Origin of the sequence: Sinorhizobium glycinis (assembly GCF_001651865.1) — a bacterium.
In the GTDB taxonomy this organism is placed as follows: Bacteria; Pseudomonadota; Alphaproteobacteria; order Rhizobiales; family Rhizobiaceae; genus Sinorhizobium; species Sinorhizobium glycinis.
This window is the reverse complement of sequence record NZ_LPUX01000061.1, coordinates 115371-127862: the sequence shown is the minus strand read 5'-3', so window position 1 is coordinate 127862 and position 12492 is coordinate 115371. Positions and strand designations below refer to the sequence as shown.

Here is a 12492-nt window from a genome sequence, read left to right as displayed (position 1 = left end):
GCGATAGGTCCGCGCCTGACGGGCGCGGACCCCGTGAACCGATGCCTTGCCCCTCGATGGGTAAAGCGTTCGAACAGGTTTGGAGCAGGTCGGCAGGAGCCCGAGACGTGGCTCCGACAGGCTGGACCCGAAGCCGCCAGCCCGCTCCCGAAGGAGGATCTGGAAAAAATCGGGGCCAAAGATGACCACGCGTTCGTCGAAATATGTTGGCGTATTCGCCGCACTCGTCCTCGTTATGGTTCCTGGGCCGCCACCGGCGGCGCAGCCGCAGGCCGCCATCTCGACAGGCACTCAACGTTCCCTAGCTGACGTCCTCCAGGAGATCACGCCGGCGGTCGTCAACATTGCAGTGAGGTCCCGAGCTCCGGCCGAAACCAACCCACTCTACAACGATCCGTTTTTCCGTCGATATTTCAACTTGCCTGAGCAGCAGCAGCAGCGCCTGAGCGCTGGCTCCGGAGTCATCGTTGATGCCGACAAAGGCTATATCCTCACCAATCACCACGTCGTCGCGGACGCCGGCGAGGTTGTCGTGACCCTGAAGGACCGCCGCCGGTTCACGGCCGAACTGGTCGGCAGCGACGAGGCAACCGATGTAGCTTTGCTGAAGATCGAGGCTCAAAAGCTGAAGGCCCTGCCCCTGGGCGATTCCAGTGCGCTCCGGGTGGGCGACTCCGTCGTCGCGATCGGCAACCCGTTCGGGCTTGGTCAGACCGTGACCTCCGGTATCGTCAGCGCCCTTGGGCGCGGCGGTATCAATGTCGAGGGCTACGAGGATTTCATCCAGACGGATGCTTCCATCAATCCCGGCAACTCGGGAGGCGCGCTGGTCACGGCGGACGGCCTGCTGGTCGGCATCAACACCGCGATCATCGCGCCAGCCGGCGGCAATGTCGGCATTGGCTTTGCGGTTCCGATCGCGATGGCCTCGGCCGTGATGGAGCAACTGATCAAGCATGGCGAAGTGCGGCGTGGCCGGATCGGCATCTCCGTTCAGGACCTGACGCCCGACCTGGCCGAAGCGCTCCGCATAGAGGAGAGCTCCGGCGCCGTCGTCGGCAGCGTCGAGCAGAATTCGCCGGCGGCGCATGCCGGCCTTCAAGCGGGCGATGTCATCCTCGCCGTCAACAATCGCAAAATCACCGGCTCGGCAGATCTCCGCAATCGTATCGGCCTGGCTCAGATCGGATCGCAGGTTGAGATCGAATATCTGCGCGATCGGGCTCGCAAAACGGTGACAATGCGCATTGAGCCGGCCTCGGCAAAAGCTGGGGCCGAGGCGATACCCGCTCCCCTGCAGGGCGCGCAGTTCGAGGATGCGGCAGGTAATGTGGTTGTCTCCAACATTGAAGAGGGCAGCGCAGCAGAGCGATCGGGTTTGCGCATGGGCGACGTGATCGTTGCCGTCAATCGCCAACCGATCGCGACCGTCGCGGAGCTCGCCGCGGCGTTAAAGGATGCCGGAGGTACGATTGCGCTCGATCTGTTTCGCGGCGGCTCGAAACTGTTCCTGGTGATCGGTTAGGTCGCCGCGCGCACGGATATCGAACGTCGAAGGGAGAATGAGATGAGGACAATTGCTCGATGGATCACTGCAGCAGCATTGGCCCTTGGAGCGACATTTGCATGCACACCGGCTGTTGCTCAGGACCAGCAGCAGGAAGTCGCCAAGCTTACCGGCTTCTGGCTCACGACACCGCATCCGGAACTGGCGATCCGCCCCGGAGAAACGGAAACGATCCCGCTGACGCTGCGCAATGACAATCTGCCGCCGCAGCGGGCGTCACTCGAAGTTACAGGCGTTCCCGAAGGCTGGGCGTGGTCGCTAAGGGGCGGCAACCGCGAGATTTCGGCTGTCATCGTGGCGCCAGATGCGACGCAGGAAATCAATCTGGAACTGACGCCGCCTGAGGGCGCTAGTGGCGAGCGCGTTCCGATTAACGTGAAAGCGCGATATGCAAACCAGACCGCCGATCTTCCCCTTGTGGTGAAACTATCGGAGGCGGCGGAGGGTGGCTTGGAGCTGAAATCCGAGCTGCCGGCGCTGCGAGGTACGGCCAGCTCCACATTCAGTTTCAAGATAGAAGCCACCAATGACGGCGCGGAAGAGAACCTGTTCAGTCTCGCCGCCAATGTGCCCGATGGATTTCAGTCACGCTTCAAGCGCGGCTATGGCTCGGAAGAGATTACCGGCTTGCCGATCGAGGCCGGGGCGAGCGAGAACGTGACATTGGAAGTGACACCGCCGAGGTCAGCACCGGCTGGCCGCTACCCGGTCGTGGTCGAAGTGGCGGGCGGTGGAGCGAGCGCTACGACTGAGCTCAGTATTGAAGTAACCGGCCAGCCCGACGTTACATTGACTGGGCCGCAGGAACGCCTCTCCGGACAGGCGGAGGCCGGCAAGGAAGCGAGCTTCCCGTTCGCGCTCGCCAACAATGGCAGTGCGCCTGCGACCGACATTGAACTGTCGGCCAGCCCCCCGTCGGGCTGGAAAGTCGAATTCGAGCCCGTGCGCGTCGATCTGATCGCGCCCGATGCTACGAGACAGGTGAACGTCAGGATTACCCCTTCTGAAAAGGCAATAGCGGGCGACTACATGGTCTCGGTGCGCGCGAGCGGCGGGCCCGTGTCGGAGTCGGCTCAGTTCCGCGTCACCGTCAACACGTCGACGATCTGGGGCATGGCCGGACTTGGCGTCATCGCAACCGCGGTGCTCGTCCTCGGCCTGGCGGTGATGAGGTATGGACGGCGATGAGCACGACGGTCATAGAGGCAAAAGGACTGATGAAGCGCTACGGCTCCACCGTGGCTGTTGCCGGAATCGATTTGTCGGTTCGTGCCGGAGAAGTCGTCGGCTTGCTCGGACCGAACGGTGCCGGCAAAACGACCACGATCCTGATGCTGCTGGGTTTGACCGAGCCGACCGAGGGCAGCGTGCGCATTCTCGGTAAGGACCCGCTGCGCCAGCCGCTCGAGGTAAAGCGAGAGGTCGGCTATCTGCCTGACGCCGTCGGATTCTACGACAGCATGTCAGGACGAGAAAACCTCGCCTATACCGCTCGCCTTGCCGGCATATCTGCCGAGCTTGCTAGGGAAAGCATTGCCGCGGCGCTCGACAAGGCGCGGTTGGCGGAGGTGGCAGATCGCCATGTCGGCACCTACTCCCGTGGCATGCGTCAGCGGCTCGGTGTGGCCGAACTTCTGATGCGCAAGTGCTCCGTCGCCATCCTGGACGAACCGACCTCGGGCCTCGATCCACAGTCAACCCAAGAATTGCTCGAGCTGATCCAGGCGCTGAGCCGCGACGGCATGACGATCCTTTTGTCGTCGCACATGCTCAACGTGGTGCAGACGGTGTGTGATCGCATCGCTTTGTTTAGCAACGGCAAGATCGGGTTCCTCGGCACCATCGAAGAGCTCGCCGACAAGATCGGGGGAGGCGCATTCATCATCGATGTCGAAGCCGATGGCATCGACCTTTCCGAAATAGGCACGTCGGCCAAGGGCGTGAAGTCGATCGTAGCCGGTCGCCAGGGCCATTGGCTTGTCGAGGCCGAACGCGATGTTCGCCCGGAGCTCGCCCGCCTCGTCGTCGATGCTGGTGGTTCCCTGAAGAATTTGGACCTTCGCCGAGCGCGGCTCGACCAAGCCTATAATCGGTATTTCCGGGAGGTTGTCCATGAGGCGTGAAGGCTCACCGTTCAAAGGCACGGCAACCATCGCCTTCAAGGAAGCAGCCGATCATATGACCAGCGCGCGGATGCATTTGATCATGCTGCTCGTGCTGCTCACCGCGATTGCCGCCGTCTATGGCGCGATCGGGCGCATCACCGAAACTACGGCCGAGGATCCTTTCCTGTTCCTGAAGCTGTTGACTGAGGCACGAGAACCGCTTCCATCCTTCGCCGCCCTGCTTGGCTTTCTGTTGCCGTTGGTGGCGATTGCGCTGGTTTTCGACGCGGTCAATGGCGAATACGCGCGGAGGACGATGAGCCGGCTCCTGGCGCAGCCGATCTACCGCGATGCGGTGCTGTTCGGAAAGTTCCTCGGTGGCTTGCTTGTCATCGCGATCGCGCTGCTGACGCTGTGGCTGCTCATGACGGGCCTCGGCATCCTGTTCCTCGGTCTGCCTCCTTCCGCCGCCGACATCGTGCGGGGTGTCGCCTATCTGGCCGCGACGCTCGCCTACGCCGGTGTCTGGCTGGCGCTGGCGATCGCATTCTCGACCTTGATCCGCTCGCCGGCGACCTCGGCGTTGGCCGCCTTGTCGGTCTGGCTAGTGCTCGCGGTGTTCTGGGACATGATCGCGCCTCTGCTTGCAAGCGTGTTGGCCCCTATTGATCCGCTCGATCCGATGACTGTGGTCACGCAGTTCGAAACGCAGCAGGCCGTCAGCAGGTTCTCGCCTCAGACGCTTTACGGCGAAATCACCGGGATGCTGTTGAACCCCGCGGCGCGGTCGGTGGGCCCCTTGTTCTTCGATCAGGTCCAAGGCGCGATCGCCGGCGCACCGCTACCGACCCTGCAAAGCCTCCTGGTCGTATGGCCGCAGCTCGCGGGACTGGTCGCTGCGATGATCCTGCTGTTCACCCTGGCCTATGTCGTCTTCCAGCGTCAGGAGGTCAGGGCATGACGGTTGCCAAGCGCTTGATCACCCGCAAAGTTGATTACCATGGAGCACGATCGCTTTCGACATCCGGTACCAATCTTCGTGGGTCTCGGATTTCCGGCCGAGATCTACGGCGTCAGAGAGGCCTACGCCTGGCTGAATGAGTGGCCGCCGTCAAAGCGGAATCCCGCTCACTCCATCGCGCTCGATGCCTGCAAAGCGGCACTTGCGGGCGAGATTGATGCCGAGATCGCTCGTACGACGCTTGTTGCGTGCGCGCGGCGGGCCAATCTCCTCGCACCTGACGCCGGCACGATCGTCGGCGCGAATAGGCGCTTGGACGCTCTGTACCAGCGCGTCGGTACCCCCTCGCCGCGATTTTTTCAGCACAGAACGGGGACATTCGCGGAGGTTCGCCAAAGCCTCCTGTCGACCCAAAGCCGTCTTCCAAAGGGCCGGACGCCTATGGCAGGTCTGGCCCAAAGTTCCGGTGAAGACCAGAGTGAGACCTTGAGAACACGTGCGACTCGGCCGATCGAAAGCTAGCTTCCGCTTCCGCCAGAAGCTGCAGTATGCGATGCTATGAACCTGTAGTTTTGCAGGGGGACGCATGAGCGAGGTTCTCGACGCGCTCGTGATTGGCGGCGGTCCGGCAGGTCTCGGCGTCAGCTATTTTCTAAGACGGGAGGGCCGCAATCACCAGGTGCTCGATCGAGGCCGGATCGGCGAGACCTGGCGAACGCAGCGATGGAACTCGTTTAGACTGAACTCGCCGACAATCCGCTCCATCTTACCCGGTGACGCTTACGAAGGACCCGATCCCTGGGGCGCCATAACCCACCACGAGTTCGTGGCCTATCTCGAAGGCTATGCCGAGCGCCACTTGCTGCCGGTAATCACCCAAACCCCGGTGACCGAGCTGACGAAAGACGATGGGCTTTTTCGCGTCGCCACGGCTCGTGGCGCGCTTCTGGCGCGCAATGTGGTGATTGCCACCGGCGACCAAAACCGACAGGTCCGGCCTCCAGAGTCAGCGGATTTGCCGATCGCCATACATCAGGTCGATTCTTCGGCCTACCGCAGCGCCGCCGATCTTGAGAATGGTGCGGTGCTGGTGGTCGGCAGCGGCCAATCGGGCGGCCAGATCGCCGAGGATCTGGCTCAAGCCGGGCGCTTGGTCTTCCTGGCGACCAGCCGCAACGGCCGTTGGGTCCGGCACTACCGTGGAGGCAACATACTCAATTGGCTGACGCTCGCTGGCTTTCTCGACGTCCCACGCAAGGAACTCGTCCTCCCCTCCGGTAAACTTCCAGCCCGAGCGCTCGTTGGCGCGACCCACACGATCAGCCTGCAATCGCTGAGCGCGCAGGGGGTGGTGTTGCTCGGCCGCTTCAGCGGTGTGGAGAATGGCAGCCTTATCTTCGGCGACGAGCTCGACGGCAATATCCGGTTTGCCGATGAAGTTTCCGCGAATGCAAAACGGCTGATTGACGAATATATCGAGCGTGCCGGTCTTGATGCGCCGCCTGCCGAGAACGACCCCGCCGAAACGGTTCAAGCGCGTCTGCCCGATCGTCCGATCCGGTCCATCGATTGGAATGCTAGCGGCGTCAGATCGGTGGTCTGGTGCACGGGCTTCACCGGCGATTTCTCATGGGTCCGGCTGCCTGGCGCCCTCGACGCAGCCGGCCAACCCGTACACGAGGATGGGGTGGGGGCCATAGCAGGCTTGTTCTTCGCCGGCCTTGATTTCGGGTCGACACGGAAATCCGGCACCATCCCGGCAATTCCACAGGAAGCCGCTCGCCTCGTGAAGCGACTCGTCGCTCACCACCCACTCGCGAGCCGCTGAGGAAGGTGGGATAATCGGCGTTGCGGACCCTCGACAGATAATGCCGCGAAAGTCCGCCCCAGGCGTGAAAACCGACGTACAACTGCAACAGGCTCTGGTCAGCCAGCATCAGCAGCCGGAGAAGTTGCTCGTGGACGCGGTTGATGGGCAGAGCATGCCAGAGTGCATAAAAACGCCTTTCACGCGGTCTCGACGCAATACGGTGAGTGTGTGAAGCTATACGACGCCGGGCCTTTGGCCGTTCCGGGAAGATGCGACACCCCGAAATGGGCCATCTTTGAAGCGAATCCCTCGGGCCAACGCATAATTGCTCAAACCAAACGGATTTTAGGGTAAAATTACGCAGTGCATTTAAAAGGCTGCAGCGACCCTTGCGCGCCTATACGACGCGGTGGCGCTGTAGAGGAAGGTGAAGCCAATGAAACGGTTAGCTATGATTACCCTGTCGCTGGTGACGGCGCTGACGAACGCTCCGCCGGCCATGGCGATTGACGACGACTGGGCTTGGGCCCTCGGCGGGCTCGCGACCGGCGCAGTCATCGGCGGATTGCTGGCGCAGCCGAGATATTATGGCCCCAGCTACTATGATCCGGGCTACTACAGTCCAGGCTATTACGATCCGGGATACTACGATCAGGGCTACTACGCGTCGAGCTATTACCGTCCGCACCACTACGCGCCACGTTATTACCGCCAGGCTTATTATGGCGGCAATGCACATGCGCGCTGGTGCTATGCGCGTTACCGCTCGTACAGGGCTTACGACAACACGTTCCAGCCCTATTACGGTCCGCGACGGGCGTGCGTCTCGCCCTACTATTGATTGAGGGCGCGCTCGGCGACGCCTGCATCGGGACGCGCAGGTTATCGGCTTCTTCAGCAGTGAGGTCGGACCGCTGAAGTGTGCGAATTGTCCTGTCGCCGAGAATGCATTTAAAGGCGGAAACGTCTTAGAGTCGGTGAGCTTGAAGCTGAATCGCAGCGGGATTCCCTCACATGGGGATTTTGTGGTCAAGTGAATGTTCCGCCTCCTGCGCATCCCTGCCTTGTGAACCAAGTAGAACCGCAGAGACTGCGATCAGACCGAGGAACTCGTTCGACCGGTCCGTTGGTTGGCGCAAAGCAACCATCAGGCAGTTGAGCGCAGTGCGCGATCTGGCGCTGTTCAACCTCCCGATCGACAGCAAATTGCGCGCTTGTGATCTCGTCGCGATCTCAGTTGCTGATGTTTCGATTTCCGGGAGGGTTCGCGAGCGGGCGATCATCATTCAGAGGAAGACCGGCCGACCCGTGCAATTCGAACTGACCGATCAAACGCGGGAGGCTGTCGCGGGATGGATCGGAAGTCGCAGACTCGGTGAACGGGATTACCTGTTTCCAAGCCGCGTGCACACAAAGCCACATCTGTCGACGCGGCAATATGGCAGGATCGTTGAGCGGTGGGTGTCGAGTATCGGACTTGACCCCAAGCGCTACGGCACGCACTCGATGAGGAGAACGAAGGCGGCGCACATCTACAAGAAGACAGGCAACCTGCGCGCCGTCCAGCTCTTGCTTGGCCACAAGAAGCTGGAAAGCACTGTACAGTACCTCGGGATCGAGGTCGATGACGCGCTCGCCATCTCTGAGCAAGTTGAATTGTAGTCCTCAATGGCGGCGCTTCGAACAGAGGCGCCGCCATTTGCCCCGCTGAAGGCCAAAGTCGATCGATTGAGCACTATTGGAGTCGCGCAGATACTCCGTGACGCTCTCTTTGACGCCCTCCTTGAAAAGCAACTTCCATTCTTTCCCAGCTGAGACATCGATCGGTATAATCAGGCGCTGCGTTAATGAAGCTTCGAGTCGCTGCACGATTTCGCCGTGTTCGGCTGGACCAACTGGAAACGGCCGAACTCTACATCCGTCAGGCGCGAAAACGAAAGTTGGCGGGAAACGCGTATGCTCGCTTGGAAGACTATCGGCAGCAGAGAGGTGTCTCACTTTCGCAGGCCGAAAACACCGGTGAGACAAAACGAGGAAAAAATGATGGAAAATCAACATAGAAAAAAGACAATGGTGGGCCCGGAGGGACTCGAACCCCCAACCAAGCGGTTATGAGCCGCCGGCTCTAACCATTGAGCTACAGGCCCTGCCGGTCGTCCGGCCGTCGCGAACCAATGGCAATTCGCGTCTCGAATGGCTCTAGCGGAAAACCTTTTTGCCGACAAGCCATTGCCGCAATGCCTACACAATCGATAAGCATGGATTGACGGATAACAACCGGAGAGAAACATCCATGATTTCTACACGCATAGCCCGCTCGGCCCAGGTCGCGGCGATAGCCACCGCCTTTGCCGGTGCTTTTGCGGCGGCCGCGGCGGCGCAAGATAGCGGTGCCGGCAAGGCAGACGGCAAGGGCCGTCCTGATGGGGCGAGAGGGCGACAGGCGCTGATCAAGGTTTCCGGCGAAGGCCGGGCGACGACTGCACCCGACATGGCGATCGTGCAACTGAGCGTCGTCAAGGATGCGAAGACGGCACGTGAAGCGCTCGATGCCAACAACAAGGCGATGGCAGACGTGCTTGCGGCGCTCAAGCAGTCCGGCATTGCCGAGCGCGACCTGCAGACAAGCGGCTTCTCGATCATGCCGCAATACAACTATCCCCAGAACAGCGACGGCAGCCCCCGCCCGCCGGAGCTCGTCGGCTATCAGGTCGTCAACGGCGTCAGCGTGCGCGTGCGTGATCTGGCGAGGCTCGGCGAAATCCTCGACAAGTCCGTAACGCTCGGCGTCAACCAGGGCGGCGGCATCGAATTTACCAACGACAAGCCGGAGCCGGTGATCACCGAGGCCCGCAAGGCCGCTGTGGCCGACGCAATCAACAAGGCGAGGGTCCTGGCCGAAGCGGCCGGCGTCTCGCTCGGTCGGCTGATCGAACTTTCGGAACAGCCGTCCCGCCCCGAGCCGCCGGTCCCGATGCGCAGCATGGCGAAAGAACTCGCCGCCGATCAGGTGCCGATCGCAACCGGCGAGCAGGCCTATAGCGTCACCGTCAACGTGACCTTCGCGGTCAACCAGTAACGTCCGGGATTCCAGCCTGAGGTTTCAGGCTGACTTCCGCGTCCATTCGCGTCACGAAAAAAAGGAAGAGCCCCGACGCTTGGCGCGGGGCTCCCTTCTCCGTCAGCCGGGGGAGACAGGACGGAGGGACTGTGCTTACCAGCGACCGATGATCGGGCAGCCGCGCACATTGGCGAAGATGATCGCCTGGCGCTCGCCATAGCGACGACCCTGGACGACGACCTGGCGGCGCGAGACGTCGGCGACATGGGCGCGGCGCAGGCCGCGGTCACGTGCCTTGTCGACGGCGAGCCACGGTTCGCAGCGGCCGCGGCGTTCCCAGCGGTCACGGCGCCAATCGCGCCTGTCGTCCCAGCGATCATAATCACGTTCGCGGTATTGGACGCCACCGCCCGGGCCGAATTCGAATATCAGCGAATCGGCCGAAGCCGTGGTGGTCGTACCGACAAGGCCGGTCAGCCCGACAACGGCGGCGACGGCTGCATTGACTAGAAATTTCCTCATGGCATTTCTCCGTTCAGCGAAGAGGTTGGCGGTCATTCTCTCAACGATTGGCCCAAATCTAGACCAGACAAGCTGAACGATACCGGAACCCTTCGTTCATGCGGTGTTCAGGAAAAAGTCCCGCTCCAGCGCGTCGATTTCAGGCGATTCGGCCGGATTTGCGGCAGGCCATCAGGCGGGACGTGAACGGACGACCGCTCGCGCTTTCCTCTTCCCGTTCAAGGGGAAACGAGAAAAGAAGGAATTCGTTCCTTTCAGTTGCGCTAGAGTAATTATAACGCTTTGAAAAGCGCGGCATTTCCCTCTGCTCTAATCAACCGGCAAGTTCTCGTTCGAACAAGCGGAGGTTGCGATAGTGGCTGAGCCGTGTGATGACACCATCCTCGATCTCGAAAATAAAGACGCTGGGGATGGCATAGGTCTGGTCCGACGCCTCCGGGAAGCCGGCCATAGTCTCGCGGTAAGTGCCGCGCGCGGTCGTGTCGGCAGCCACGCGCTGGCCGAACGGATCGCGCATCAGCACGACGTCGCCGAAGCTCTCGTCGAAATGGCGCAGGTAGCTCATTACCCAGGTCCGGAGCGGGCCGATGCCGAGCGTACGTTGGCCGGTCAGCGAATCGAAGGCGACATCGTCGTCAAGGAGGCGGGCGAGCGTTTCGAAATCCCGGTTGTTCACGGCCTCGATGAACCGACCGGCGATGGTCTGGGCGTCCGTCATCGTCTCCTCCTCCTCTCAGCAGCCGATCCATACTACAGCAGGAATTGTCGCATCGGCCAGCGTCGGGCCAGCGTCGCGTCAGCTGCCGAGATGCAGGACGACTTCGCGGCGGTGCGGGCGATCGCGGTGCTCGAAGAGATAGATCCCCTGCCAGGTGCCGAGCGCCATGCGCCCGTCGATCACCGGCACGCCGAGCGAGACCTGGGTCAACGCCGCCTTGATATGGGCAGGCATGTCATCCGGCCCCTCCTGGGTGTGAACGATCCAGTCCATCGAAGGATCGGACGTCGGGGGCACGAGACGATGGAAGAATTCGCGCAAATCGCGTTGAACGTCCGGATCGGCGTTTTCCTGAATGATGAGCGAGGCGGAGGTGTGGCGCACGAAAACGGTAAGAAGACCTTCCGAAATCCCGCGCGTTCGCACGAAGTTGGCCGCCTCGCCGGTGAACTCGTAGAGCCCCTGCCCCTTGGTGGCGATGGTGATGACGGTCTGCGGCATTGCTGTCGTCCTGCGTGGTGGGACGCCGCGTTCGGCGCCCGTTACCACAGGACACTATCGCGAAGTTCGTCCGGATTGGAAGAACCGCTCACCATCTTGGCGTTGCGCAGAGTGATGCTGACGGGCGACCCGAACGGACGTGCCGTCGCCCCGTCTTCATAGGCCGCTCGCCCGTCAAAGTTCCAGGAAGGCCTCGAACCCGCCATAGATCATCCGCTTGCCATCGAAAATGGATTTCCATTCGTCGCCCTGCAGCCGCGGATCCGCCATCACCTTGGAGACGATAGCATCGCGGTCCTGGCGCGACCTGTAGACCACCCACGAGAAGACGACCGTCTCGTCCTCCTTGGCCTGCACCGCCCGCGGGAAGGAGGTGAGTTCGCCATAGGGAACGTCGTCGCCCAGGCATTCGACGTAATTCAGGGCACCGTGTTCCTTCCAGACCTCACCGGCCTTCCGGGCGAGATCCTTGTAGGCCTCGACGTTCTGTTTCGGCACCGCAACCAGAAAACCATCCACATAAGCCATGTCCGTCTCCTCCGTTGAAAGACAACAAAGGACGGCGGGGGTGGAAAGGTTCCGACAGGACGAGTCGATTTTTTGACAGGGCGATCGATCCTCAAGGAGGCTCGACGAGCCCTCACCCGCTGCAACCCTGCAGCTGCCGCGCATAGAGTGATGCGGTGTTGGAGGCGCGCTTGGCGCCCGTCTTCGCCGTCTCGCTCCAATTGCCGCGCGCATAGCCGCCCTGCCCGTGATAGTAGGCGATGTAGAGCCGATAGGGATCGTTGAGCGCGATGCCGTTCTGCTGGTGGCTTTGATTGTGGTACCAGGCAATGAAGCGGATCGCGTCGGCGAAATCCGTCCGGCGCGCCATCCAGCGTCCGGTTTCGGCCTGATAGCGGGCCCAGGTGCCGTCGAGCGCCTGTGAATAGCCGTAGGCGGAAGAGATCCGCGTCCAGGGAATGAAGCCGAAGAGCTTGGTGCGCGGCGGCCGTGCATTGTGGCGGAAGCCGGACTCCGTGTAGATCGTCGCCATCAGCACGGGTACGGGCACGCCGTACTCGCGTTCCGCCGCATAGGCGGCCCGACGCCAGTTGTTGAAAAGGCCATCTCGCTGCTCGAAAACCGCGCAGGCGTTCCGGGTATCTCTCGGCACCGTTCCGCAGCCGGCCAGCAACAGGAGGACGACGACAAAAACGCAACGCATCGCGGAACCTCTCGTGTGCGAGAGATTGATAAAACGT

The 12492-nt window shown here is 61.6% G+C and carries 14 protein-coding genes and 1 tRNA gene; 9 read left to right on the top strand and 6 right to left on the bottom strand.

Going from position 1 to position 12492, the window contains the following annotated elements; all coding sequences use genetic code 11:
* Positions 1-181 precede the first annotated feature (181 nt).
* From AU381_RS16180 to AU381_RS16145, 8 genes are all read left to right on the top strand, one after another.
* Positions 182-1525 (top strand): Do family serine endopeptidase, encoded by a 1344-nt coding sequence (locus AU381_RS16180; protein ID WP_064242771.1) that lies wholly within the window; start codon positions 182-184, stop codon positions 1523-1525.
* 42 nt (positions 1526-1567) lie between these two features.
* Positions 1568-2755 (top strand): COG1470 family protein, encoded by a 1188-nt coding sequence (locus AU381_RS16175; RefSeq protein WP_064242770.1) that lies wholly within the window; start codon positions 1568-1570, stop codon positions 2753-2755.
* A complete protein-coding gene (locus AU381_RS16170; RefSeq protein WP_064242769.1) occupies positions 2752-3690 on the top strand; it encodes an ABC transporter ATP-binding protein in 939 nt (312 codons plus the stop codon). Before AU381_RS16175 ends, AU381_RS16170 begins: the two co-directional genes overlap by 4 nt.
* Positions 3680-4633 (top strand): ABC transporter permease, encoded by a 954-nt coding sequence (locus AU381_RS16165; RefSeq protein ID WP_064242768.1) that lies wholly within the window; start codon positions 3680-3682, stop codon positions 4631-4633. The genes AU381_RS16170 and AU381_RS16165 overlap by 11 nt, the downstream gene beginning before the upstream one ends.
* Before the next feature lie 39 nt (positions 4634-4672).
* Positions 4673-5155, top strand: a complete 483-nt coding sequence (locus tag AU381_RS31240; RefSeq protein WP_082910072.1) for a DUF982 domain-containing protein — start codon at positions 4673-4675, stop codon at positions 5153-5155.
* A 64-nt stretch (positions 5156-5219) separates the two neighbouring features.
* A complete protein-coding gene (locus AU381_RS16155; RefSeq protein WP_064242767.1) occupies positions 5220-6461 on the top strand; it encodes a flavin-containing monooxygenase in 1242 nt (413 codons plus the stop codon).
* 418 nt (positions 6462-6879) lie between these two features.
* Complete coding sequence (locus AU381_RS16150) at positions 6880-7284, top strand: BA14K family protein (protein ID WP_064242766.1); 405 nt, start codon at positions 6880-6882, stop codon at positions 7282-7284.
* Positions 7285-7538: 254 nt separating this feature from the next.
* Complete coding sequence (locus AU381_RS16145) at positions 7539-8105, top strand: tyrosine-type recombinase/integrase (RefSeq protein ID WP_082910145.1); 567 nt, start codon at positions 7539-7541, stop codon at positions 8103-8105.
* A gap of 409 nt (positions 8106-8514) precedes the next feature.
* Here the strand turns inward: AU381_RS16145 and AU381_RS16140 are convergent.
* A tRNA-Ile gene (locus AU381_RS16140) sits at positions 8515-8590 on the bottom strand.
* A gap of 146 nt (positions 8591-8736) precedes the next feature.
* Here AU381_RS16140 and AU381_RS16135 point away from each other — a divergent pair.
* Positions 8737-9522 (top strand): SIMPL domain-containing protein, encoded by a 786-nt coding sequence (locus AU381_RS16135; RefSeq protein ID WP_064242765.1) that lies wholly within the window; start codon positions 8737-8739, stop codon positions 9520-9522.
* Positions 9523-9657: 135 nt separating this feature from the next.
* On the opposite strand, the gene AU381_RS16130 is transcribed toward AU381_RS16135, so the two are convergent.
* The 5 genes from AU381_RS16130 to AU381_RS16110 form a co-directional block, all read right to left on the bottom strand.
* Positions 9658-10026, bottom strand: a complete 369-nt coding sequence (locus AU381_RS16130) for a hypothetical protein (protein ID WP_064243117.1) — start codon at positions 10024-10026, stop codon at positions 9658-9660.
* 313 nt (positions 10027-10339) lie between these two features.
* Positions 10340-10744 (bottom strand): ketosteroid isomerase-related protein, encoded by a 405-nt coding sequence (locus tag AU381_RS16125; protein WP_064242764.1) that lies wholly within the window; start codon positions 10742-10744, stop codon positions 10340-10342.
* Positions 10745-10822: 78 nt separating this feature from the next.
* Complete coding sequence (locus AU381_RS16120; protein WP_064242763.1) at positions 10823-11245, bottom strand: secondary thiamine-phosphate synthase enzyme YjbQ; 423 nt, start codon at positions 11243-11245, stop codon at positions 10823-10825.
* A 174-nt stretch (positions 11246-11419) separates the two neighbouring features.
* Entirely contained in the window at positions 11420-11773 is a 354-nt protein-coding gene (locus AU381_RS16115) for a DUF1428 domain-containing protein (RefSeq protein WP_064242762.1), read from the bottom strand.
* 112 nt (positions 11774-11885) lie between these two features.
* Positions 11886-12455, bottom strand: a complete 570-nt coding sequence (locus AU381_RS16110) for a transglycosylase SLT domain-containing protein (RefSeq protein ID WP_064242761.1) — start codon at positions 12453-12455, stop codon at positions 11886-11888.
* Positions 12456-12492 lie beyond the last annotated feature (37 nt).